This is a genomic window from Mycobacterium sp. ZZG, from assembly GCF_054786995.1.
The window spans coordinates 21,702-44,416 of the sequence record NZ_JBTBFV010000010.1; the positions used below are offsets into that span (position 1 = coordinate 21,702).

Annotated in this window: 22 protein-coding genes; 13 read left to right on the forward strand and 9 right to left on the reverse strand. The window is 68.5% G+C overall.

Annotated features, from left to right (window positions below):
• Positions 1 to 72: 72 nt before the first annotated feature.
• The 5 genes from ACXMYJ_RS08555 (at position 73) to ACXMYJ_RS08575 (ending at position 4,295) form a co-directional block, all read left to right on the forward strand.
• Positions 73 to 816, forward strand: a complete 744-nt coding sequence (locus ACXMYJ_RS08555; protein ID WP_460355405.1) for a 5-oxoprolinase subunit B family protein — start codon at positions 73 to 75, stop codon at positions 814 to 816.
• Positions 813 to 1,715 carry a 5-oxoprolinase/urea amidolyase family protein gene (locus ACXMYJ_RS08560; RefSeq protein WP_460355408.1) on the forward strand — a complete coding sequence of 301 codons (903 nt, stop codon included), beginning with the start codon at positions 813 to 815 and terminating at the stop codon, positions 1,713 to 1,715. The genes ACXMYJ_RS08555 and ACXMYJ_RS08560 overlap by 4 nt, the downstream gene beginning before the upstream one ends.
• Before the next feature lie 75 nt (positions 1,716 to 1,790).
• On the forward strand, positions 1,791 to 2,333 hold the full coding sequence (locus ACXMYJ_RS08565) for a GNAT family N-acetyltransferase (RefSeq protein WP_260756384.1): 543 nt from the start codon (positions 1,791 to 1,793) through the stop codon (positions 2,331 to 2,333).
• A 115-nt stretch (positions 2,334 to 2,448) separates the two neighbouring features.
• Positions 2,449 to 3,591 carry a uroporphyrinogen-III synthase gene (locus ACXMYJ_RS08570; protein WP_260756383.1) on the forward strand — a complete coding sequence of 381 codons (1,143 nt, stop codon included), beginning with the start codon at positions 2,449 to 2,451 and terminating at the stop codon, positions 3,589 to 3,591.
• Entirely contained in the window at positions 3,588 to 4,295 is a 708-nt protein-coding gene (locus tag ACXMYJ_RS08575) for a sirohydrochlorin chelatase (protein ID WP_460355412.1), read from the forward strand. Before ACXMYJ_RS08570 ends, ACXMYJ_RS08575 begins: the two co-directional genes overlap by 4 nt.
• 3 nt (positions 4,296 to 4,298) lie before the next feature.
• On the opposite strand, the gene fdxA is transcribed toward ACXMYJ_RS08575, so the two are convergent.
• The 3 genes from fdxA to nirB form a co-directional block, all read right to left on the reverse strand.
• Complete coding sequence (gene fdxA, locus ACXMYJ_RS08580; RefSeq protein ID WP_443187559.1) at positions 4,299 to 4,652, reverse strand: ferredoxin; 354 nt, start codon at positions 4,650 to 4,652, stop codon at positions 4,299 to 4,301.
• Between the two features lie 141 nt (positions 4,653 to 4,793).
• The gene (nirD, locus tag ACXMYJ_RS08585) at positions 4,794 to 5,141 is read right to left on the reverse strand and encodes a nitrite reductase small subunit NirD (protein ID WP_260756379.1); all 348 of its coding nucleotides are present in this window, start codon (positions 5,139 to 5,141) and stop codon (positions 4,794 to 4,796) included.
• A gap of 7 nt (positions 5,142 to 5,148) precedes the next feature.
• Positions 5,149 to 7,707 carry a nitrite reductase large subunit NirB gene (gene nirB / locus ACXMYJ_RS08590; protein ID WP_260756378.1) on the reverse strand — a complete coding sequence of 853 codons (2,559 nt, stop codon included), beginning with the start codon at positions 7,705 to 7,707 and terminating at the stop codon, positions 5,149 to 5,151.
• 142 nt (positions 7,708 to 7,849) lie between these two features.
• On the opposite strand from nirB, the gene ACXMYJ_RS08595 reads away from it, so the two are divergent.
• The gene (locus ACXMYJ_RS08595; RefSeq protein ID WP_260756377.1) at positions 7,850 to 8,281 is read left to right on the forward strand and encodes a hypothetical protein; all 432 of its coding nucleotides are present in this window, start codon (positions 7,850 to 7,852) and stop codon (positions 8,279 to 8,281) included.
• Between the two features lie 20 nt (positions 8,282 to 8,301).
• Here ACXMYJ_RS08595 and ACXMYJ_RS08600 read toward each other — a convergent pair whose 3' ends face one another.
• A complete protein-coding gene (locus tag ACXMYJ_RS08600) occupies positions 8,302 to 9,060 on the reverse strand; it encodes an isocitrate lyase/PEP mutase family protein (RefSeq protein WP_460355418.1) in 759 nt (252 codons plus the stop codon).
• A 103-nt stretch (positions 9,061 to 9,163) separates the two neighbouring features.
• Between ACXMYJ_RS08600 and ACXMYJ_RS08605 the strand changes: the two genes are divergently transcribed.
• From ACXMYJ_RS08605 to ACXMYJ_RS08630, 6 genes are all read left to right on the forward strand, one after another.
• Positions 9,164 to 9,469 carry a hypothetical protein gene (locus ACXMYJ_RS08605; RefSeq protein WP_260756375.1) on the forward strand — a complete coding sequence of 102 codons (306 nt, stop codon included), beginning with the start codon at positions 9,164 to 9,166 and terminating at the stop codon, positions 9,467 to 9,469.
• 61 nt (positions 9,470 to 9,530) lie between these two features.
• Positions 9,531 to 10,352 carry a hypothetical protein gene (locus ACXMYJ_RS08610; protein WP_260756374.1) on the forward strand — a complete coding sequence of 274 codons (822 nt, stop codon included), beginning with the start codon at positions 9,531 to 9,533 and terminating at the stop codon, positions 10,350 to 10,352.
• A 33-nt stretch (positions 10,353 to 10,385) separates the two neighbouring features.
• Positions 10,386 to 12,308: a fumarate reductase/succinate dehydrogenase flavoprotein subunit gene (locus ACXMYJ_RS08615; protein WP_260756373.1), complete on the forward strand. Its 1,923-nt coding sequence runs from the start codon at positions 10,386 to 10,388 to the stop codon at positions 12,306 to 12,308.
• 2 nt (positions 12,309 to 12,310) lie between these two features.
• Positions 12,311 to 13,066: a succinate dehydrogenase/fumarate reductase iron-sulfur subunit gene (locus ACXMYJ_RS08620; RefSeq protein ID WP_443187558.1), complete on the forward strand. Its 756-nt coding sequence runs from the start codon at positions 12,311 to 12,313 to the stop codon at positions 13,064 to 13,066.
• Positions 13,067 to 13,126: 60 nt separating this feature from the next.
• The gene (locus tag ACXMYJ_RS08625) at positions 13,127 to 13,567 is read left to right on the forward strand and encodes a hypothetical protein (RefSeq protein WP_443187557.1); all 441 of its coding nucleotides are present in this window, start codon (positions 13,127 to 13,129) and stop codon (positions 13,565 to 13,567) included.
• Between the two features lie 72 nt (positions 13,568 to 13,639).
• A complete protein-coding gene (locus tag ACXMYJ_RS08630) occupies positions 13,640 to 13,801 on the forward strand; it encodes a hypothetical protein (RefSeq protein ID WP_260756371.1) in 162 nt (53 codons plus the stop codon).
• Between the two features lie 32 nt (positions 13,802 to 13,833).
• Here the strand turns inward: ACXMYJ_RS08630 and ACXMYJ_RS08635 are convergent, their stop codons facing one another.
• On the reverse strand, positions 13,834 to 14,334 hold the full coding sequence (locus ACXMYJ_RS08635) for a flavin reductase family protein (RefSeq protein ID WP_260756370.1): 501 nt from the start codon (positions 14,332 to 14,334) through the stop codon (positions 13,834 to 13,836).
• A 147-nt stretch (positions 14,335 to 14,481) separates the two neighbouring features.
• Here ACXMYJ_RS08635 and ACXMYJ_RS08640 point away from each other — a divergent pair, with 147 nt between their 5' ends.
• A complete protein-coding gene (locus ACXMYJ_RS08640; RefSeq protein ID WP_460355424.1) occupies positions 14,482 to 15,147 on the forward strand; it encodes a GAP family protein in 666 nt (221 codons plus the stop codon).
• 3 nt (positions 15,148 to 15,150) lie between these two features.
• Here ACXMYJ_RS08640 and pe read toward each other — a convergent pair whose 3' ends face one another.
• The 4 genes from pe to ACXMYJ_RS08660 form a co-directional block, all read right to left on the reverse strand.
• Positions 15,151 to 16,278, reverse strand: a complete 1,128-nt coding sequence (gene pe / locus ACXMYJ_RS08645; protein ID WP_443187555.1) for an acyltransferase PE — start codon at positions 16,276 to 16,278, stop codon at positions 15,151 to 15,153.
• 69 nt (positions 16,279 to 16,347) lie between these two features.
• Positions 16,348 to 18,117, reverse strand: a complete 1,770-nt coding sequence (locus tag ACXMYJ_RS08650; protein ID WP_460355428.1) for an AMP-binding protein — start codon at positions 18,115 to 18,117, stop codon at positions 16,348 to 16,350.
• Between the two features lie 40 nt (positions 18,118 to 18,157).
• Positions 18,158 to 21,151, reverse strand: coding sequence for an MMPL/RND family transporter (locus ACXMYJ_RS08655; RefSeq protein ID WP_460355430.1), 2,994 nt, complete (start codon positions 21,149 to 21,151; stop codon positions 18,158 to 18,160).
• A gap of 24 nt (positions 21,152 to 21,175) precedes the next feature.
• Positions 21,176 to 22,597 carry a condensation domain-containing protein gene (locus tag ACXMYJ_RS08660; protein WP_460355433.1) on the reverse strand — a complete coding sequence of 474 codons (1,422 nt, stop codon included), beginning with the start codon at positions 22,595 to 22,597 and terminating at the stop codon, positions 21,176 to 21,178.
• Positions 22,598 to 22,715: the final 118 nt, after the last annotated feature.

Consider the following 22,715-nt stretch of genomic DNA (forward strand, 5'->3'; position numbering starts at 1 on the left):
GACGCTCTGGCAAGGCTCAGAGAGCTTCGGTGCGGGGGAGCTTTCGAAGCTACTCGACGGTAACGTTGCGTTATGAGCGTCACTGCGGATGCGATACACACGGTGCGCCACGATGGCGTGCGAAGAATTCTGGATTACGGCGATCGGGCGCTGCTCCTCGAGTTCGACGGCAGCGCCGAGGTTCTGGCATGGACCGAGGCCGTACGGGCAGCCGGGCTGCCGGGTGTGGAGGACATCGTCCCCGCCGCGCGGACCGTGCTGGTGAAGCTGGCCGGCCCCCGCTACCAAGCCCCCACCCGTCAACGGTTGTCCAAGGTGACGCCGACTCAGCAGGCCCTGGCCGAGGCGACGACACCGCACACCGCGGACATCGTCATCGACGTCGTCTACGACGGTGAGGATCTCGACGAGGTGGCCCGGCTGACCGGGCTGAGCCGTGACGAGGTCGTCGCTGCGCACACCGGGCGGCTGTGGCGCGTCGGATTCAGCGGATTCGCGCCGGGTTTCGCGTACCTGGTCGGTGGGGACGAACGGCTCGCGGTGCCCCGCCGGGCCGAACCGCGCACCAGGGTGCCGGTCGGCTCGGTCGGGCTGGCCGGCGAGTTCAGCGGCATCTACCCGCGCGAGTCCCCCGGCGGCTGGCAGTTGATCGGCCGTACCTCGGCGGTGCTGTGGGACGCCGACCGGGAGAACCCGGCGCTGCTGACGCCGGGAATGTGGGTCCGGTTTCAGACCGCGGACGCGAGGAGCAAAACAGGTGAAGCGGACGCGAGGAGCAAAACAGGTGATGCGGACGTGAGGGAGGCGGCGTCATGAGCACCGTGACGTTGGAGATCCTGCAACCCGGGCCGCTCGCCCTCGTCGAGGACCTCGGCCGTCCCGGCTTGTCCCACCTCGGCGTGACCCGTTCCGGTGCAGCCGACCGGCGCGCACACACGCTGGCCAACCGTCTGGTCGCCAATCCCGACGACCGGGCGACGGTTGAGGTCACGATGGGCGGGTTCACCGCACGTGTGCACGGCGGCAACGGTGAAGGAGTCGCGATCGCCGTGACCGGTGCCGACGCCGACCCGGCCGTCGACGGAGTTCCCTTCGGCAGCAACAGCATTCACTACGCCCACGACGGCGAGGTGATCTCGCTCGGCTCACCCCGTTCGGGGTTGCGCTCGTATCTGGCGGTCCGCGGCGGCATCGACGTCGAGCCCGTCCTCGGGTCCCGCAGCTACGACGTGATGGCGGCGGTGGGCCCGCTGCCGCTGAAGCGTGGTGACGTGCTGACCGTCGGCGCGCACACCGACGACTTCCCCGAACTCGACCAGGCGCCGGTCGCGGCGATCGCCGACGACGTCCTCGAGCTGCGGGTGGTGCCGGGTCCGCGCGACGACTGGTTCGTCGACCCCGATGTGCTCGTCCGCACCAACTGGCAGGTCACCAACCGCAGCGACCGCGTCGGCATGCGACTGGTCGGCATGCCGCTGGACTACCGGTGGCCGGATCGGCAGCTGCCCAGCGAGGGCGCCACCCGCGGCGCCATCCAGATCCCGCCCAACGGCTTCCCGGTCATCCTCGGTCCCGACCATCCCGTCACCGGCGGCTACCCGGTGATTGGCGTGGTCGTCGACGAGGACATCGACAAGGTGGCGCAGGCACGCGCCGGGCAGACCGTGCGCTTGCACTGGTCGCGGCCCCGTCGCCCGTTCGACGACGACGGCTGAGCCGTCCATTAGGCACGACGGCTGAGCCGTCCATTAGGCGACGCCGGCCGAGCCGTCGCTGGTAGAACCACAGGTGTGCGCGCACGCCTGGTCCATACCTCCGATCTCGACGACGAGACCCGCGAGGACGCCCGCCGGATGGTCATCGATGCGTTCGACGGCGACTTCGCCGACGAGGACTGGGAGCACGCGCTCGGCGGTATGCATGCGCTGATCTCGCAACGCGGCGAGGTGATCGGGCACGCGGCCGTCGTGCAGCGCCGCCTCTACGTCGGCGACCGGGCACTGCGGTGCGGCTACGTCGAAGGCCTGGCCGTCCGGGAGGACCGTCGCGGAAGGGGCCTGGGCCACGCGCTGATGGACGGTGTGGAGCAAGTGGTGCGCGGTGCCTACCACCTGGGCGCGCTGAGCACGACCGCGCTCGGCAAGCCTTTGTACACGGTGCGCGGCTGGCTGCCGTGGCGCGGCCCGACCTCGGTGCTGGCCCCGGACGGCCCGGCCCGCACACCCGGGGACGACGGCGCGTTGTACGTGCTGCCGGGGGACCTGCCACCGTCGATGGTGCTGGATCCCGACGCTCCGATCGCGTGCGACTGGCGCAACGGCGACCTCTGGTGACCTCACAGGGGCACCCGGTCCGCGGTGAACGGAATTTCACGCTCTGAGCGGGGGTGACACGGCTGCGCAACGGCCGGTTAATCACACCGAAACACGGCCTGAATAGACAGGTGGCATGAGTGAGCCGGACTGGGCGCCGCTCACCGGATTCCGGGTTGCGGTGACCTCCGCGCGGCGCGCCGACGAATTGAGCGCGCTGCTGCGGCGCCGTGGTGCGACTGTGACGAGCGCCGCCGCGATCGAGATGGTGCCGCTGCCCGACGACGACGAATTGCGTCAGCACACCCGCGCGCTGATCGAAACCCCGCCCGACATCGTCATCGCGACCACCGGCATCGGCTTCCGCGGCTGGGTCGCCGCCGCTGATGGCTGGGGTATGGCCACCGAGCTCACCACCGCGTTGAGCAACGCCCGCATCGTGTCGCGCGGACCGAAGGCGACGGGAGCCCTACGCGCGGCGGGACTGCCCGAGGAGTGGTCGCCGGAATCGGAATCCTCCCGCGAACTGCTGCACTACCTGCTTGAGGGCGGCATCGCCGGCGCACGCATCGCGGTGCAGCTGCACGGGGCGACCGCCGAATGGGACCCCTTCCCCGAGTTCCTCGACGAGTTGCGCGCCGCGGGTGCCGAAGTGGTGCCTATCCGCGTGTACCGCTGGCACCCGGCACCGCGCAACGGTGAGTTCGACCAGTTGGTGGCCGGCATCGCGGAGCAGAAGTTCGACGCGGTCAGTTTCACCTCGGCACCCGCGGTGGCGTCGGTGTTGCTGCGCGCCACCGAGATGGGCCTGGAGGCCGAGGTGCTCTCGGCGCTGCGCACCGGCGTGCACGCGATGTGCGTCGGCCCCGTCACCGCCCGTCCGCTGGTGCGGCTAGGGGTGCCGACCTCGGCGCCGGAGCGAATGCGGTTGGGCGCGTTGGCACGTCACATCACCGACGAACTGCCGCTGCTGCAGGCACGTACCGTGCGGGTGGCCGGGCACCTGTTAGAGATCCGCGGCACCTGCGTGCTGGTCGACGGCGCGGTCAAGGCGCTCTCGCCGGCGGCGATGGCGACGATCCGGGCGCTGGCACTGCGACCGGGCGCGGTGGTCTCGCGAGTCGACCTGCTGCGCGCGCTGCCGGGCAGCAGCACCGACACCCACGCCGTCGAGACGGCCGTGCTGCGCCTGCGAACGGCGCTGGGAGACAAGAAGATGGTGTCGACGGTGGTCAAGCGCGGCTACCGATTGCCGGTCGACGAGGTGGTCGCGTCATGAACCTGGTCCTGGTCGCGCACGGCACCCGCAAGCAGAGCGGGGTCGCGTTGATCGCCGACCTTGCCGCGCAGGTGTCGGCGACACTGGAGCGCCCGGTGCGCGTGGCGTTCGTCGACGTGCTGGGCCCCACGCCGGCCGAGGTGCTCGGCACCGTCCGGCGCGAGCCGACCGTGCTGGTGCCCGCGTTTCTCGCCAGCGGCTATCACGTCCGCGTCGACATCCCGGCTCACATCGCGACAAGTGGTCACGGCGATGTCGTCGTCACCCGGGCGCTCGGGCCCGATCCCGCACTGATCCGGGTGCTGGTCGACCGTCTTGTCGAGTCGGGTTGGCGAACCGATGATTCGGTGATCCTGGCCGCGGCGGGCACATCCGACCGGCGGGCGATGCGCGATCTGCACACCACCGCCACGTGGCTGTCGGCCACGCTCGGCACGCGGGTGGAACTGGCCTTCGCTGCCACCGGGGAACCTCGGATCGCCGACGCGGTGACCGCACTGCGGCGGCCCGGCGGACGGGTGGCGGTCGCCTCATACCTGTTGTCCGACGGGTTGTTTCAGGACCGGCTCCGCGCGAGCGGGGCCGATGTGGTGACCGATCCGCTGGGCACCCATCCCGGCATCACTCGGTTGATCGCCAACCGTTTCCGGCGGGCAGGGTTCGACTCCGAGTGCGCGCCTGCCTTAACGCAATTTCGGCGATGAGTGTCAGGGGTGCGGAGTCGACGACGGCGGCAGCGCCGCCACCAGCGGGGTGTCGGCCCCGACCCGGCCCAGCTTCGACGCACCGCCCGGATCGCCGAGCGGCGCGTCGCGGCCGGGCAGCGTCGAGGTGAAGAATGCGGCGTTGTCCTCCAGGAACGCCAGCTCCTCGTCGGGCAGGTCGGTCTCGTAGTAGATCGCATCGACCCGGCACGCGATGCGGCACGCCCCGCAGTCCACGCACTCGTTCGGGTTGATGTACATCGCGCGATCGCCCTCGTAGATGCAGTCGGCCGGGCACTCCTGCACGCACGACTTGTCGACGATGTCCACACACGCGCTACCGATCACGTAGGTCATGCCGTCGAGGTTAGAAAACCGGCGCGGGCAGGACAGGGGCCGAAAGTCCCTACTTGATCACGACGAGATTGCGATCTGCGCGGCCAAAAGCGCGAAAAGGCCGCGTGGAATGCGATTTCGCGGGATACAGGCACGCCGGGATCAGGAGCCGATCTGGACGTCTCCGTCGGGGGTGATCCTCGTCTCGTATACCGGCAGACAGTGGTCGGGGTCGTCGAGGCAGCTGCCGTCGTCGAACGCGAACGCCTGCTTCTTGATCGGCGACTGCACCACCGCCCGGCCCGCCCGGTCGCCCACGATGCCGCGCGACATCACCGCCGCGCCGCAGAACGGGTCGATGTTGCCGATGGCGTGCAGGGTCCCGTCGTCCAGGCGGAACAGCGCGGCTTGAGCGCCGCCGGGCAGCAGCACACCGACGCCGCGGTTCGGGATCAGGAAGTCGTACCGGCAGGCCGTGGTCCAGACCTGAACATCGTTGAGCAGAGTCATCTTCGGGCTACCTTCCCACCTTCGGCATACCAATGTGTGTTGTGCTCGGCGCCGGAACCATGCGGCCGGCGTTCTCTATGAACGCGACCGTGGGGTCAGGCACGTCGGGGGCGTTGACGAACGACACGAACCGCGCCAGCTTGTCGGGATCCTCCAGCACGCCTTTCCATTCGCACGCGTAACCCGAGACGTGGCGGGCGATCGCATCCTCGAACTCGGCGGCCAGACCCAGCGAGTCGTCGCAGATCACCTCGCGCAGATGCTCCAGACCTTTCTCCTCGACCCAGGGTGCGGTGCGTTGCAGACGATCCGCGGTGCGGATGTAGAACATCAGGAAACGGTCGATGTAGCGGATCAGCGTCTCGTCGTCGAGGTCGCCGGCCAGCAGTTCGGCATGCCGCGGTGTCATTCCGCCGTTGCCGCCGACATACAGGTTCCAGCCGGTCTCGGTGGCGATGACGCCGACGTCCTTGCCGCGGGCCTCCGCGCATTCGCGCGCGCACCCGGACACGCCCATCTTGATCTTGTGCGGGGCGCGCAGCCCGCGGTAGCGCAGTTCCAGGTTGATCGCCATCTGCACCGAATCCTGTTGGCCGTAGCGGCACCAGTCGCTGCCGACGCAGCTCTTCACGGTGCGTAACGATTTGCCATAGGCGTGACCGGATTCCATGCCCCCGTCGACGAGCCGGCGCCAGATCTCGGGCAGCTGGTCGACGCGCGCGCCGAACATGTCGATGCGCTGGCCGCCGGTGATCTTGGTGTACAACCCGAAATCCCTTGCGATCTCCCCGATCAGGATCAGGTGTTCGGGGGTGATGTCACCGCCGGGCACCCGCGGCACCACTGAATAGCTGCCGTTGCGCTGGATGTTGGCCAGGAAATGGTCGTTCGAGTCCTGCAGGGAGGCCTGTTCGCCGTCGAGGATGTGGTCCGAACTGGTCGAGGCCAGGATCGACGCGACCGTGGGTTTGCAGATGTCGCAGCCCCTGCCGGTGCCGAACCTCTCGATCAGCCCCGAGAAGGTGCGGATCTCGGTGGCGCTGATGAGCTCGAACATCTCGGCACGCGATTGAGAGAAGTGCTCGCACAACGACTTCGACTGCTCGACGCCCTCGGCCTCGAGGAGCTGCTTGAGCAGCGGTACGCACGACCCGCACGAGGTGCCGGCCAGTGTGCACTTCTTCAGCGCGGGCACGTCGCAGCAGCCGGACGCGATCGCCTCCGTGAGGTCGCCCTTGGTGACGTTGTTGCACGAACAGATCTGGGCGCCGTCGGGCAGGGCTCCGACGCCGAGCCCGCCGCCGTCGGTCCCCGACGGGGCGATCAGCGCCAGCGGCGCGCCGGGCAGGGGTTCGCCCACCATCGGCCGCAGCAGCCCGTAGGAGGAGGCGTCACCGACCAGGATGCCGCCGAGCAGGGTTTTCGCGTCGTCGGAGAGCACGAGTTTGGCGTAGGTCTGGTTCACCGCGTCGTTGACCACCACGTCGAGGCAGTCCGGCGTGGTGCCCATCGCATCGCCGAAGCTGGCGACGTCGACACCGAGCAGTTTGAGCTTGGTCGACATGTCGGCCTCGGGGAACTCCGCCCCGCCGCCCAGCAGCCGGTCGGCGACCACTTCGGCACTGGTGTACCCGGGCCCGACCAACCCGTAGCAGCGGCCCTCGATCGCGGCCACCTCGCCGATCGCGTAGATCGCGGGATCGCTGGTGGCACAGGTCACGTCGGTCAGCACGCCGCCGCGGTCGGCGATCGCCAGGCCGGCCTCGCGCGCGAGCTCGTCCCGCGGCCGGACCCCGGCGGCGAACACCACGACGCGGGCGTCGATGGCCGTCCCGTCGCTGAGCATCACCCGCACGGAATCGTCCTCTTCACTGCGCCGCAGCGGCCGGTTGCGCTGCGCGGGCCTGATGGACTCGGTGCCCACGTCGGTGTGCACGGTGATGCCGAGGTCGGCGATCATCCGGCCCAGCAGCGCCCCGCCGGCCTCGTCGAGCTGCTGGGACATCAGCCGCGACGAGCGCTCCACCACGTGTGCCTGTAACCCGAAGCCGCGCAACGCATTCGCTGCCTCCAGCCCCAACAGGCCACCGCCGATCACGACTCCGACCGGCGCGCCGTTGCTTTCGCGGGTGCGCACGGCGTCGGCGTAGATGGCGTCGAGGTCGTCGAGGGTCCGGTAGACGTGGCAGGACGGCAGATCGCGTCCGGGGATCGGCGGCACGAACGCGTAGGAACCGGTGGCCAGCACCAGCGCGTCGTAGTGGACTCGGGTGCCGTCAGCGGTGGTGACGGTCCTTTCCGTGCGGTCGATTCCTGTCACCCGGTGACCCAGCCGGACGTCGACGAGGTCGTCGCCGGAGTAGTCGTTGCCCGGCAGCGCCAGCCGGGCACGCTCCCAGTGCTCTGTGTAGCCGGTCAGCCCGACCCGGTCGTAGGCCGCGTCGAGTTCCTCGGCCAGCACGGTCACCCGCCACGCGTTCGCGGTGTCGCGCGACCGCAGCGCCTCGACGAACCGGTGGCCGACCATGCCGTGACCGACGACCACGACGTGCGAAGTAGAGCTCATGACGGCCACGGTAGGGAGCCGATATTGCCACCGTGTCGCCTCGTGTGAAGCGTCCGTCACGGGGTGCTCACGTCGGCGCCGCGAACCTTGTGAGCCGGTTCGCCGGGGCCCACAAGGACCCCGCCGGTACTGTGCTGTCTCCATGACCACCCCGCTGGCCGTCGACACCGCTCTGACCGTGCTCGCCGCCGGGCTGATCTTCCTGTGGGCACTGGTGCTGGGCATCTGGAAGTACCGGCAGATGGCCACCAGCCCCGACCACCTGGCCCACCCGTACGTCGACATCGCCCACCGCGCGGCGCTGCTGTACGCGTTCGCGACGATGCTGCTGGCGGTGTTCGTCGAACTCAGCGCTTGGCCGACGTGGGTCAACCTGGCCTCGGCGGCGGTGGTGGTCGCGTTCTTCGTGCTCGCGATAGCCACCTACGTGATGCACGGGATGCGGCGCGACACCACCAACCAATTCGAACGCGTCGACACCACCGTGCGGGTGGCGATGGCCGCGCTGATCGTCGGCGAGATCGGCGGCACGGCCGTGCTGGTCGCGGGCTTCGTTGCCGCCCAGTTCTTTTAAGAACTTCAGATGCCGCCCGATCAGACCCAGCGGGCCAGGATCTCCTTGGACCGCTCGGCCAGCGCCGCCTGCCAGAACGGACCGAAGCTGATCCGCGCCACCCCCAGCGGCCCGTAGGACGCCGGGTCGGACCGATCCGGGCTCGCAATCGCGTTCACCGGCAGCGGCAGCTCCGAAGTCAACCGCCTCATCACCTCCGGCGGATGCACCCCGACCGGGTACAGCACGTCGGCCCCCGCGGCGGCGGCCTCCGTGAGCCGCGCGATCGCGCGGTCCGCCCGGTCGGACTCGTCGCCGTCCTGGCGCAGGAACAGGTCGGTGCGGGCATTCACCACGACACGCACCCCGGCGGCGTCCGCGGCCGCCCGCAGCGCCCCGACCAGTTCGGCGTGCTCTCGCGACGACCGCAACCGCCCGCCGTCGCTGTGCACGGTGTCCTCGATGTTCAGCCCCACCGCTCCGACCGACAGCAGCCCGTCGATCAGCCGGGCCGGCTCCTCGGCGTAGCCGGACTCGATGTCGACCGACACCGGGACGTCGACCGCGGCGGTGATCTGCGCGACCCGGGTCAGCAGGTCGTCGAACGTCATGCCCTCGTTGTCGGCCTTGCCGACCGAATCGGCGACCGGATGGCTGCCCACGGTCAGCGCCGCGAAGCCGGCGCCGGTGGCCAGCCGCGCCGACCAGGCGTCCCACACCGTCGGCAGCACCACCGGGTTGCCCGGCTGATGCAGCGCGAGCAACGCATCCGCCCGGGTCTTCAACTCGTCAACGGTCACGACCTCTCCTCATTAGTGATCTGTCTCACGCTTTGCATCGGTGATTTAGCTAGCATCGGTTGCGTACTGTGATCCATGACACCCTTCAGCCCAAGGAGGTCGCTTGTCCACCACCAGCACCACCACCGAACTCGCCCAGCTCCACGATCTGATCGGGAGCCTCCGGCGTTGCGTCACGTCGCTGGCTTCGCGATACGGGGACAGCCCAGCCACCCGTCGCATTGTCAATGACGCCGAGCGCATTCTCAACGACATCGACCGGTTGGACATCGACGCCGAGGAACTGGAACTCGCCCGCGGGGTCAGCCGGCACCATCACGTCGCCGAGCGGATCCCGATCCCGGACACGCAGTACGACACCGATTTCTGGCGTGGTGTCGACGACGAGGGCCTCGGCGGAACCCACTGAGCCTCGCGTGCCGCCTTCGGGCGGCACGCGCGTCGGGACACAACTTCATCGAAAGGTAACCGTGAGCGCACCCACCGCCGACCGCAGAGCGACCGGCGTCTTCTCGCCTGGCCGTGCCCAGATTCCGCAGCGCACGCTTCGGACCGACCGGTGGTGGATGTCGCCGCTGATCGTGAACCTGGGCTTCGCCGCGTTCATCATCTACGCGACGGTGCGGGCGTTCATGCAGAGGTGGTACTACGTCGAGGAGTACGGATACCTCACGCCGTTCTACTCGCCGTGTGTGTCGACCGGCTGCATCCCGGAGGCCAGCCACTTCGGCCAGTTCCTGCCCGACTGGCCGATCCTGCCGTACGCGGCGCTGTCCCTGCCGTTCCTGCTGCTGTTCCGGCTCACGTGTTACTACTACCGCGGCGCCTACTACCGGTCGGTGTGGCAGTCGCCGACGGCGTGCGCGGTGGCCGAGCCGCATGCCAAGTACACCGGCGAAACGCGCATGCCCCTGATCATCCAGAACACCCACCGCTACTTCTTCTACATCGCCGCGATCATCTCGGTGATCAACACCTACGACGCGATCATCGCGTTCCACAAGCCCGGCGGCGGTTTCGGTTTCGGTCTGGGCAACCTCGTGCTGCTGATCAACGTGATTCTGCTCTGGACCTACACGTTGTCGTGCCACTCCTGCCGGCACATCGCGGGCGGCCGTCTCAAGCACTTCTCCAAACATCCGGTGCGGTACTGGATGTGGACGCAGATCAGCAGGCTCAACGTCCGGCACAAGACGTACGCGTGGATCACGCTGGGCACGCTGATGTTCACGGACTTCTACGTCATGGCCGTCTCCGCGGGATGGTTCCCCGACCCCAGATTCATCGGCTGACAACTTAATTCGGAAACACAGTGAGGATTGTGAATGGGTGACCTGGAACGGCACGAGTACGACGTCGTCGTGATCGGGGCCGGCGGCGCCGGGCTGCGCGCGGTGATCGAGGCAAGGGAGCGGGGTCTACGCGTCGCCGTGGTGACCAAGTCGCTGTTCGGCAAGGCCCACACCGTGATGGCCGAAGGTGGCTGCGCGGCCGCCATGCGTAACGTCAACACCAAGGACAGCTGGCAGGTGCACTTCGGTGACACGATGCGCGGCGGCAAGTTCCTCAACAACTGGCGCATGGCCGAACTGCACGCTCAGGAAGCACCCGACCGGGTCTGGGAGCTGGAAACCTACGGTGCGCTGTTCGACCGCACCAAGGACGGCCGGATCAGCCAGCGCAACTTCGGCGGGCACACCTACCCGCGGCTGGCCCACGTCGGTGACCGCACAGGCCTGGAGATCATCCGCACGCTGCAGCAGAAGATCGTGTCGCTGCAGCAGGAGGACAAGCGCGAGCTGGGCGACTATGACGCCAGGATCCGGGTGTTCCACGAAGCCTCGATCACGGAGATCATCAAAGACGGCGACCGCGTGGCCGGCGCGTTCGGTTACTACCGCGAGACCGGCAAGTTCGTGCTGTTCGAGGCTCCGGCGATCGTGCTGGCCACCGGTGGCATCGGCAAGTCGTACAAGGTGTCGTCGAACTCCTGGGAATACACCGGCGACGGGCACGCACTGGCGCTGCGCGCCGGCTCGGGGCTGATCAACATGGAGTTCATCCAGTTCCATCCCACCGGCATGGTCTGGCCACTGTCGGTGAAGGGCATCCTCGTCACCGAAGGTGTGCGCGGCGACGGCGGGGTTCTGAAGAACTCCGAGGGCAAGCGCTTCATGTTCGACTACATCCCGGACGTGTTCAAGGGTCAGTACGCCGAGACCGAAGAAGAAGCCGACCAGTGGCTCAAGGACAACGACTCCGCGCGGCGCACCCCTGATCTGCTGCCGCGCGACGAGGTGGCCCGTGCGATCAACGAAGAGGTGAAGGCGGGCCGCGGAACCCCGCACGGCGGTGTGTACCTCGACATCGCGTCGCGCATGCCCGCCGAGGAGATCAAGCGTCGGCTGCCGTCGATGTACCACCAGTTCATCGAGCTGGCCGAGGTCGACATCACCAAGGACGAGATGGAAGTCGGCCCGACCTGTCACTACGTGATGGGCGGTATCGAGGTCGACCCGGACAGCGCCGGCGCCGCCACGCCGGGGCTGTTCGCCGCGGGCGAGTGCTCCGGCGGCATGCACGGCTCCAACCGACTCGGCGGCAACTCGTTGTCGGACCTGCTGGTGTTCGGCCGCCGTGCCGGACTCGGGGCCGCCGACTACGTCCGGGCGCTGGACAACCGGCCGACGGTCTCGGATGCGGCGCTGGAGCGGGCCGAGAAGCTCGCGCTGTCGCCGTTCGAACCCAAGGACAACGCCGAGAACCCCTACACGCTGCACGCCGAACTCCAGGAGTCGATGAACGACCTGGCCGGCATCATCCGCAAGCAGAACGAACTCGAAGAGGCGCTGGTAAGGATCGCCGAGTTGAAGAAGCGCTACCAGAACGTGGTCGTCGAGGGTGGCCGCATCTTCAACCCGGGCTGGCATCTGGCCATCGACATGCGCAACATGCTGCTGGTCAGTGAGTGCGTGGCCAAGGCGGCGCTGCAGCGCACCGAGAGCCGAGGTGGGCACACCCGCGACGACTTCCCGCAGATGGACCCGAACTGGCGTAGAAAGCTGCTGGTCTGCAAGACCGTCGGCGGCGGGGACGAGCCTGGTGACCCGGTGATCCCGGACATCTCGGTCGAGGTCGAGCTGCAGCCGCCGATGCGGCCGGATCTGCTCGCCACGTTCGAGCTTTCGGAGCTGGAAAAGTACTTCACCCCCGAAGAATTGGCCGAGTACCCGCAACGGAAGGGCTGATCATGGCTGCCTACAACGCACAGCTTCGGGTCTGGCGCGGCGACGACACCGGTGGCGGGCTGCAGGACTACACCGTCGAGGTCAACGAGGGCGAAGTGGTGCTCGACATCATCCACCGGCTGCAGGCCACCCAGACCCCGGATCTTGCGGTGCGGTGGAACTGCAAGGCCGGCAAGTGCGGATCGTGTTCGGCGGAGATCAACGGCCGTCCGCGGTTGATGTGCATGACCCGGATGTCGACGTTCGGTGAAAACGAGGTTGTCACCGTCACGCCGCTGCGCACCTTCCCGGTGATGCGCGACCTGGTCACCGACGTGTCGTTCAACTACGAGAAGGCCAGGGAGATCCCCGCTTTCGCTCCACCGAAAGATCTGCAGCCGGGTGAGTACCGGATGGCCCAGGAGGACGTGAACCGCTCGCAGGAGTTCCGCAAGTGCATCGAGTGCTTCCTGTGCCAGAACGTGTGCCACGTGATCCGTGATCACGAGGAGAACAAGCAGGCGTACGCGGGTCCGCGATATCTGATGCGGCAGGCTGAGCTGGACATGCATCCGCTCGACACCCACGACGGCCGCGCCCAGGAAGCCCAGGACGAGAACGGGCTGGGACTCTGCAACATCACCAAGTGCTGCACCGAGGTGTGCCCCGAACACATCAAGATCACCGACAATGCGCTGATCCCGATGAAGGAACGCGTCGCCGACCGCAAGTACGACCCGCTGGTGTGGCTGGGCGACAAGCTGTTCCGGCGGCGATGAGCGCTTGCGCGAAGAGCAGAAGACCGCGATGAGCGCTTGCGCGAAGAGCAGAAGACCGCGATGAACACGCTCGAGGGCGCATCGGACGCCGTCGTCCGTTCTTTGCGGACCGAAAACAGTTGCGTCGTCGCGGGATCTGTGGCGACCCACAGCAGTGCTGTCGTGGCCGGCTCCGTCGCGACCGCGGGGAGCGCCGGGGTGGCGGGGTCGATCGCGACCGTGGGCAGCGCGGCCGTCGCCAACTCCATCGCCACGGCGGGCAGCGCGGCGATCGCCCAGTCGATCGCGACCGCGGGCAGCGCGGCCGTCGCCAACAGCATCCTGGTGGTGCTGTCGATCGCGTGCTCGAAATGCCTGGCGTGCCTGGCCTGTGTCGCCTGCGTCCGTTGCAAGGTGTGCGTGGGCTGCGTCGACTGCGAGGACTGCATCGGCTGCGTGGGCTGCGTGAACTGCTCCGGCCTGCGCAACGCGGTGGGGCTGCGGGACGTGCACGCCGCCTGATCCGTGGTGCATCTCCAGGTTCCGGGGGTACCCTTCGGCTAAGCAGCCAATCATCGACGAAAGGCAGCTCCGATGTCGCTTCGCGAGCCTTGCAGCATCAACGAAATTCGCACCGCGATCCGCGAAATCAGCATCCGCGCCGAACTGGCCCGCAAGGAGGGCCGATCCGCCGATGCCGCCGAACTCGACCAGCGCGTCCGGCACTACCGGGACGAACTCGCCGCCCGTCCCTGACCCGCGGGCGCCGACCGCCGGGCTGCGTCCCGTCAGGCGTCCAGCCGGCGGAACGTGCTGCGGTGGAACACGATCGGCGGCACCTCGGGATTCACCGTGATGTCGCTGACCTGCAGCACCACGATGGTGTGATCCCCGGCCGGCACCAGTTGTTCGATCCTGCTCTCCAGCCACACGCTGGTGCCGTGGATGAACACCGCGCCTCGCTCGGTCGACGCCGTCTCCAGCCCGGCGAACCGATCACCGGTCTTGGCGGCCAGCGTGCGCGCGGCCGTGTCGTGGGCCTCGCCGAGCACGCTGATCCCTAAGTAAGGCAGATCCTTGAGCTTGGGCCAGGTCGTCGACGAGTTCTGCACACAGAACGACACCAGCGGCGGGTCGAGTGAGACCGGCACGAAGGTGCTCGCCGCCAGACCCACGCGCACACCGTCCACCTCGGCCGCGACGGCGATGACTCCGGACGGGAAATGCCCGAACGCGTCGCGCAGCGCGGTCGGGTCGAGCTTGTCGTCCGGATGGGTTTCTGAGCTCATCGTCCCCCATCCTCCCACGCGCCGGTGCGTCGCGGCCACGTCGGGGTGACGGCAAAACGGCCGGTCACAGCGTGACGAGCAGGCAAGCGTTGCAATCGGTCTGAACGTAAGTCGGGTTCGGGTGTCGGCGCGGTAACGTCGCCCCTCATGTGGTTCCCGCTCCTGCTGATGGCCGTCGCGGTGAGCCTGGAGCCGTTCCGGATCGGGATGACGGTGCTGATGATCAACCGGCCGCGGCCGGCCCTGCAGCTGCTCGCGCTCCTCGGTGGCGGTTTCGCCATGGGCACCGCGGTGGGGGTGGTCGTGCTGTTCGTGCTGCGCCCGGCGCTGGACTCGGCGCATTTCACGCTGCCGAGGGTGCAGATCGTGGTCGGAGCGATCCTGCTGCTCAACGCCGCACTGGTGGCCGTCGGGGTGCTTGGCGGGGGCCGCGGCGACGGCAGCTCCGGGGGACGTTTCGCGCCGCTGGCGATCCGGGCCCGCCGACTGCTGGAGGGCCGCTCCCTGTGGACGGCGGGCGTCGCGGGACTGGGCCTGGCGCTGCCCTCGGTGGACTATCTGGCCGCGCTGGCGCTGATCGTCGCCTCGGGAGCCGCGGCCGGGGTGCAGTTCGGCGCGCTGATCGCGTTCAACGTGGTGGCGCTCGCGCTGGTGGAGATCCCACTGCTGTGCCATCTGATCGCCCCGGACCGTACCCGCGCGGCGCTGTCGGCGCTGTACGGGTGGCTGCGGGCGCAGGGCCGCCGCGGAGTGTCCGTGCTGCTGGCCGCGGTCGGCGGGGTGCTGCTCGCGGTCGGGCTCACCGCTCTCTAGCGGTTACGGCGGGTTGTTGAGCACGTACTGCAGCCCGGACAGCAACTGCGAGACCGGGTCCGCGCCGCCGCCGAACGCGGCCTGGGTGGCCGGAGCGGTGACCTCGGCCGGATCGTAGCCGTTGACCGGATCGACCGTGACGGGTGCGGTCAGCGGGTCGTCGTGCCGTGAATAGCCGGAATCCACGTACGGCTTGAGCACCCGGTCGAGCTCGATCAGCGTGTCCTTTGGGACGCCGAGGTACTTGAACGGCAGCACGAGCGGAAGATGCTCCTCGGGGATCAGGTACGTCGTGGTCTTCGCGCCCCGGGAGTTGACGGTGGTCCTGATGTTCTGTGGCGGCACCATGCTCGGCTTGGTGAACGCGACCGCGGTGTGCCCGGTGGCCAGGCCGACGATCGCGTTGGCTACCGAGATCCAGTTGTCGGGCCGGTCGGGCCAGTCGGCGATGCTGTCGTACGCGGACACAAACTGGTAGGTGTCGTACTGACTTTCCACCGGTGGCGGGATCCGGTAGTCGAGCGAGGGGACGACGCTGCCGACCGGGAAGTTCTGGGTCAGGAAGCTCTCGCCGAACGCGTGCCGCGCCACCGGGTCGCCGTACATCGCGAAGCTCAACTGGTCCGGGGGCGGAGCGGCCGGGTCGTAGGCGAGCCGGGCCTGCACGTCGTTGAGGACCATCGCGCCCTCGGACAGTCCGATCGCGGTGCCACGCCCGCCCTGCCGGATCGCGGCGATGGTGTCGGGCGAGCCCACGTCGACCGACTCACCGACGCTGGGGCCGTCGAGCCCGAGTCCGGGCGCAACGCGGTCCCCGAATGCACCGATGCCCGGGAACAGCCGTTCCAGCGTGTGGCCCTGCACCTGACCGGCGGGATAGTCGACGATCTGCCGGTCGAGACCCGGGAACCAGTCCGCGCCCGTGCGCATGATGTATTCGTCGTACGGGATACCGAGCACGTGTGCGCCGCCCAGCGCGTAGGCCCGGCCCGGCGTGCCGATCGGCGGGGCGGTACCCGCGACGGGCGGTGTGGGTGGCGGGTTCTCGTCGGCGGATGCGATACCGAACCCGAGACATCCTGCGGCGCCCAGGGTGGTCAGCGCGGTGCCGAACGCGAGTAGTCGCTTCATGTGTCGGTCACACACCCCCGCCCGTTCGACTGCCCTGCCCCGAGACCTTACTCCGCAAACTCATGCCCCTCAGGCGTCCAGCCGGACGAACTGGTCCTGGCGGTACTGCTCGGCGCATGCGGCGCGGCGGATCTTGCCGCTCGTGGTGGTGGGGATCGACCCGGACGGCACCAGCACGAGATCGGCGACGCTGAGGCCGTGGGCGTTGGAGATCGCGGCGGTGACCTCACTCTTGACCTCACCGAGCCGGCGGGTGGCGTGCTCGTCGCGGTCGGCGGGCTGCTTGAGTTCGATCACGGTGACCAGCTCCTCTGTGCTGCGCACCGGCACCGAGATCGCGGCGACCCGGCCGCGGGTGATCGCCTGCACCGTGGCCTCGATGTCCTCCGGATAGTGGTTGCGGCCGCGGATGATCAGCAGATCCTTGATCCGGCCCACGATGAACAGTCCTCCGTCGTGGAGGAAGCCCAGATCGCCGGTGCGCAGCCAGGGCGCGTCGGCGGTACCCGGCGACGGGTCGACGATCGCGGCGCCGAAGACGTCCTGTCCGGCGGGCGGTTCGCGCCAGTAGCCCTCGGCGACGTTGTCGCCGTGCACCCAGATCTCACCGATGACGTCCGGCGGGCATTCGCGGCGGGTCTCGGGGTCGACGATGCGCAGCGACGGGGACGCCGGCACCTGGTACTCGACCAGAGCGGTGACCTTTCCGGCGGACGGGCCGCGCCGGGGCGCGCACGGCAGCACCCGGCCCGCACCCAGTTCGGCGGCGTCGAAGTACGACGCGGGCGCGGCCTCGTTCCAGGTGCTCGTCGCGACGAACACCGTCGCCTCGGCCAGACCGTAGGCCGGGCGCATCATGTGGTCACGGAAATTGAAGTGCGCGAACCGATCCACGAAGCGGTGCAGCGTCGCCGGCTCGACGCGTTCGGCGCCGCTGATGATGCCCACCACCCCGCCCAGGTCCAGTCCGGCCAGATCGTCGTCGCTGGTCTTGCGGGCCGCCAGGTCGAACGCGAAGTTCGGGGCGGAGGACCACGCGTGCGGGTTCTCGGCCAGCGCGCGCACCCAGCGGGCCGGCCGCTCCAGAAATGCGACCGGGCTGGTCAGCTCGGCGCGGCGGCCGCACAGGATCGGTGCGCACACACCCAGCACCAGGCCCATGTCGTGGTAGAAGGGCAGCCACGACACGAGCGTGGCGTCCGGCGGCAGCGGGGCCCGCGCGAAGAAACTGCGCATCAGCTGCTCGAAGTTCACCGTCAGGTTGCGGTGCGAGATCATCACGCCGGTCGGCCGACGGGTGGAGCCAGAGCTGTACTGCAGGTAGGCGATGCTCGGAATATCCTGCAGTGCAACGGTTTCGACGGTTTCGAGGGCGTTGGCGGCGACGGCGGCTAGAGCCGGGGCGTCGACCTCGACGACGGTCGGCGCCGCCTGCCGCGGTGACCGGGTGAGGTGGTCGGCCACGTCATCGGCGACCGCCGCGGTGGTCAGCACGACCGCCGGTTCGGTGTCGGCGAGGATCGGCCCCAGCCGGTCGTCGGTGGATCCGCGGTGCGGCAGCGGCAGCGGGACCGCGACCAGCCCGGCCTGCATGGCGCCGAGGAACCCCAGGATGTAGTCCAGCCCCTGTGGGGCCAGGATCACGGCGCGGTCACCGACCGCGCCGTGGCGGCGGATCGCCGCGGCCACGGCGATGGTGCGCCGGGCCAGCTGCGACCACGTCAGGCTCTCGGGCACCCCGCCCGGATCGTCGAGATAGTCGGTGAAGGTGAAGGCGATGTCGTCGGGGCGCATGCTGGCGCGTCCGTGCAGCATCGACAGGATGGTCGACGAGGTCACATCGGGTCCGCGGCCGGCACGAGTCGTAGTTTCACACACCTCACCCATGCGCACCGACCCGGTCGTTTCGGGGCTCGGTCACCCGCGACGGCCACCAGTTCGCACGCCCGACCAGGGCGGCGATGGCCGGCACCGTGATGGTGCGGACCACGAAGGTGTCCAGCAGGATCCCGACCCCGATCACGAAACCGCCCTGGACGACGATGCCGATGCTGGCGAACAGCAGCCCTGCCATGGAAGCGGCGAAGATCAGCCCCGCCGCGGTGATCACCCCGCCGGTGGAACTCAGGGTGCGGATCACGCCGTAGCGCACGCTGTGCGGGGACTCGTCGCGCAGCCGCGACACGAACAGCATGTTGTAGTCGGCGCCCACCGCGACGAGCACCACGAACGCCAACGGCGGCACGCTCCAGTGCAATTGCTGTCCGAGCAGCATCTGGAACACCAGCACCCCGATGCCGATCGCCGCGAAGTACGACACCACGACCGAACCGACCAGATACAGCGGGGCGATGACCGACCTCAGCAGCACGGCCAACGTCAACAGCACCACGATCAGGGTGACGATGATGATGAACCGGATGTCGCGTTCGTAGTAGTCGCGGGTGTCGCGCAGCGCGGCGGGGAAGCCGCCCATCGAGATCGTCGCGTCGGCCAGGGTGGTGTTCGGCTGTGCGCCCCGGGCGATGTCGCTGATGGCGTTGACCTGATCCATCGCATCGGGGCTGAACGGGTTGAGCTCGGTCTGCACCAGGTACCGCACCGAGTGGCCGTCCGGGGAGATGAACGCCTCGGCGGCCTTCTGGAACTCCACCGCGCCCAGCACCTCGGCCGGGATGTTGAACCCGGCCATCGACGAGGCCGCCGCGTCGTTGCGCATCGTCAGCAGGAACGTCGACGCCTGGTCCAGGCCGGCGGCCATCACCTTCACCTGCTCGACGAGTTCGTCGACACCGCCGGCCACCTGCCGGCTCCCGCTGGCCAGCCGGTCGGCGCCCTGCCGGACATCGCGCAGACCGGTCTGCGCGCCGCTCGGCGAGTCCAGGCCCAGCTCGTCGACGGCTTTGACGATGTTGGTCATCGCGGAGTTCAGCGTCGCGACCGTCGCGTTCAGCGACTGCCGGTCGTCCAGCCCCTCCAGATCTCCGGCCAGGGTGTTGATCCGCTCGAGCCGGCCGTCCTCGCGCGCGTCCATCAGCCGCTGGAACTGCATGCGGGTGTTGACGCACGACGGGTTCGCGTCGCAGACCGCGTTGCCGTTCAGCGCCATCAGGACCGGGCCGATCCAGCCGAACATGTCCCGCACCGCGGCGACGTTGATGCCCATCGACAGCCCGAGCTCGTTGACGCTCTGAACCAGCTTGGCCGCGGTCTCGACGTCGCGGACCAGCCGCTCGCCGCCGTACTCGACGCGCACCTTGGTGACCGCGTCGAGCAGCGTCTGCAGGCTCGGTGCGATCCTGTCGACCTGGGCGCGTACGTCCCCGAGGGTGTCGGCCAGCGTGGTGGCGCCGTCGGCCAGCGTGTTGAGGTCGTCGGTGCGCTCGCCGATCTGGGCCGAGCCCGCGGCCAACCGGTCCCCGACGATGCCGGCCTGGAAGGTGGCCCGGAACTCGGCCGGGACCTCGCCGAGCGGCCGGGTGACACCGCTGACCAGCCCGATGTCCGGCAGTTGCGCGATACGCGAGGCCATCTGCTCCAGATCCGCCAGTGCCTGCGGGCTGCGAAGGTCGCGCGGCGACTGCACCAGGATGTACTGCGGGATGGACTGGCTGATCGGGAAGTGCCGCTCCAGCGCGGCGTAGCCGATCGAGCTCGGCGCCGACGCCGAGACCGCTTTGCGGTCGTCGTAGTTGAACTGCGCGAAGATCGCACAGCCCGCCAGCAGCAGGAGCACCAGGACGCTGGCGACCAGATGCGGCACCGGCCGGCGCACGATCCGGATACCGGACCGCCGCCACCACTGCGTGGTGAGTTCCCGGCGCGGCTTGACCCAGCCGCGCGGCCCCGCCAGCACGAGGATCGCGGGCAGCAGCGTCATCCCGGCCAGATACGCGACGCCGACGCCGATCGCCGCCGCCACCCCGATCGTCTTGAACACGCCCATCTGCGCGAAGTTCATGACCAGGAAGGTGATGCCCACGGTCGCCGCGGAGGCGGTGATGACCTTGCCGATGGAGACCATCGCCGACTTCACCGCGTCGTCGAAATCGGCGCCCGACCGCAGGAAGTCGTGATAGCGGCTGATCATGAACACCGCGTAGTCGGTGCCCGCCCCGGCCATGATCGCGCTCAGGAACACGATGGACTGGTTGGACACCCCCGAGCCGGTCAGCTCCGAGTACCCGGCCACCACGCCCTGGGCGATCAACAGCGACGACCCGATGGTCACCAGCGGCAGCAGCATGGTGACCGCGCTGCGGTACACCAGCAGCAGCACACCCAGCACCAGCACCGCGATCGCGATCTCGATGGGCAGTCGGTCCTGTTCACCGGCGACGGTGAGGTCGGCGACCGTGGCCGCGGGACCGGTCAGATGCACCTCCAGGGGCCCGTCGCCGAGGTGGTGTTCGACGACGTCGGCGACCCGGTTGAAGGAGTCGAACGCCCGCGGGGTGCCGAGCTCCCCTTCCAGACTGACCGGCAGCACCCAGGTGGTCTTGTCCTCACTGGTCAGGAACTGACGCAGCTGGGGGGTGCTGATGAAGTCCTGCACCGACACCACGTCGGTGACGTGGTCGCGCAGTGCGTCGACCACCTCGCGGTAGGTGACCTCGTCGGCAGGCTCCAGGCCGCCCTCGTTGATGAACGCGACGACGAGCAGGTTGTCCGAGCCCGGCTCCTGGAACGCCTCGGCCATCTTGCGGGCCGTGACGCTCGAGGGCGCGTCGGCGGGCAGGATCACCAGCGGGTGCCGCTCGGCCATCTCGCCCAGCGACGGGAACGACATCGGCAGCGCAAGGGCCAGCGCGACCCAGACCCCGATCACCGCCCAGGGCCACCGCACCACCACATCGGCTACCCGCCGCCGCATATCGCCCTCACTCCCGCTGTCACGCTAAGCGACGCGCCCCCAGTGCCCGGTGTCGGCGACGAGCGCGCACACGGACTTCATCGCCAGCAGGTAACGGGTGACAGATTTCCTGGCGACCGGATTGTCGGGATGCATGATCGCCATGGCCGTGCCTTCGCCGTAGCGGAAGATGTACACGGTCAGCTGATAAGAGAATCGGCCGTCCGGATAGATGCCGATATTGTTCGCCAGGCCCATCTCACCGGCGGCAAGAATGGCGTTGAGCGGGGCAGCGCCGCCGTGCAGGAAATTCGACACCGGAAAATTGGGCTCCGGCCATTTCAGCCACGGCGCCAACTCCAGTACCCGGTAATACGGCACCTTGGCCATGTTCAGATTCGAGTCGAATGCGGTCTGCGCCGACCACGCGGCTTCGGCGAACGACGCCGCGCCGATCGGAATGGTGATCGGGATCAGCCCGGTGAACCAGCCCTGAGTCATGAAATTGTCCGACGCCGAACGCGAATCCCGGGGTGTCAGGCCGTAATACGTCAACGCGCCGGTCAGCTCGTGCTCCACCTGGGCCAGGCCTGCGAACAGGCCGCCGACGAACCGCGCTCCTGCGGCGGTGCAGGCGGCTTCGAAGCGTTCGGTCTGCGCCGCGTCCAGCAGCATCTCCGACGTCATGTCGCTGCGGACCGAATCCAGCGGATTGCCCAACGGAAGCGGGAATTCGGGGAATCCGCCATTATTGTTCTCGGCGAATTCGATCCAGGCCTGCACCTCGGGCGAATCCAGGGTCAATTCCGAGGTGTGTGCGCGCTCCCTGACGCAGAAATCGTCGAAACTGCCGGCATCGGGAAGTGTCAGCGCCTGACCGCCGCCGCTGAGCGCCGAATACATGCCGTTCGCCTCCAGCATGGTGGTGCCGATCAGCGTGGCGTCCCCGTGGACGTGGTCCATGGCGGCGAAGAATGTGAAATGCCCGTCGTTCTGAATCACCCCGAACGTGAAACAGCCCCATTCCAGTGGGCTCGGAATGGCCACCACGTGGTCGCGGATCTGATCGACAGTCATGGTGCCGTGATCGACGGGCACGAACTCGATGTCGGCGGGGTCTTCAAGCGCATGCCGGACGAAGCCCCCGTCCTCACCGGGCGCGAACCAGCTACGGAAAGTGTCGTGGCGGCGCAGGTAGGCGTTCACCGCATGGTCCATCGCCGCGATGTCGCACTGGCCGGGCACCTCGCAGCTGGCGATGATCTGGCGGGAGAACGTCAGCCCGGCGGTGGTGCGCTCAGAGTAATTGCGCAGATGCTGGCCCTGCATGTAGCTGACCGGCACGGTGCTGCGCGGCGCCTGCCGTGCCTTGTCCAGCGCCGCGGCCGTCGGATGCCAGGACGTGACAGCCCCTGAGCTGAGCGACCATTCGTCAAGTGCGCCAACCGTGATCTTGCCGATGCGCAAGACTTGACCCTCCCGATACTTCCCGCCCGACCGCCTCAAGATCAAGGAATCGGCCCGTTGCCGGATCAACATACTCCGGCCCGGCCCGTGGTTGCCGGCCTAGGGCATATCCCCTGCC

Coding starts and splice junctions, on each gene's coding strand:
- ACXMYJ_RS08620 (WP_443187558.1), top strand. CDS start 12,311: ATGGCTGCCTACAACGCACAGCTTCGGGTCTGGCGCGGCGACGACACC.
- ACXMYJ_RS08570 (WP_260756383.1), top strand. CDS start 2,449: ATGAGTGAGCCGGACTGGGCGCCGCTCACCGGATTCCGGGTTGCGGTG.
- ACXMYJ_RS08595 (WP_260756377.1), top strand. CDS start 7,850: ATGACCACCCCGCTGGCCGTCGACACCGCTCTGACCGTGCTCGCCGCC.
- ACXMYJ_RS08635 (WP_260756370.1), bottom strand. CDS start 14,334: ATGAGCTCAGAAACCCATCCGGACGACAAGCTCGACCCGACCGCGCTG.
- ACXMYJ_RS08555 (WP_460355405.1), top strand. CDS start 73: ATGAGCGTCACTGCGGATGCGATACACACGGTGCGCCACGATGGCGTG.
- ACXMYJ_RS08560 (WP_460355408.1), top strand. CDS start 813: ATGAGCACCGTGACGTTGGAGATCCTGCAACCCGGGCCGCTCGCCCTC.
- pe (WP_443187555.1), bottom strand. CDS start 16,278: ATGAAGCGACTACTCGCGTTCGGCACCGCGCTGACCACCCTGGGCGCC.
- ACXMYJ_RS08655 (WP_460355430.1), bottom strand. CDS start 21,151: ATGCGGCGGCGGGTAGCCGATGTGGTGGTGCGGTGGCCCTGGGCGGTG.
- ACXMYJ_RS08640 (WP_460355424.1), top strand. CDS start 14,482: ATGTGGTTCCCGCTCCTGCTGATGGCCGTCGCGGTGAGCCTGGAGCCG.
- nirB (WP_260756378.1), bottom strand. CDS start 7,707: ATGAGCTCTACTTCGCACGTCGTGGTCGTCGGTCACGGCATGGTCGGC.
- fdxA (WP_443187559.1), bottom strand. CDS start 4,652: ATGACCTACGTGATCGGTAGCGCGTGTGTGGACATCGTCGACAAGTCG.
- ACXMYJ_RS08575 (WP_460355412.1), top strand. CDS start 3,588: ATGAACCTGGTCCTGGTCGCGCACGGCACCCGCAAGCAGAGCGGGGTC.
- nirD (WP_260756379.1), bottom strand. CDS start 5,141: ATGACTCTGCTCAACGATGTTCAGGTCTGGACCACGGCCTGCCGGTAC.
- ACXMYJ_RS08615 (WP_260756373.1), top strand. CDS start 10,386: ATGGGTGACCTGGAACGGCACGAGTACGACGTCGTCGTGATCGGGGCC.
- ACXMYJ_RS08630 (WP_260756371.1), top strand. CDS start 13,640: ATGTCGCTTCGCGAGCCTTGCAGCATCAACGAAATTCGCACCGCGATC.
- ACXMYJ_RS08625 (WP_443187557.1), top strand. CDS start 13,127: ATGAACACGCTCGAGGGCGCATCGGACGCCGTCGTCCGTTCTTTGCGG.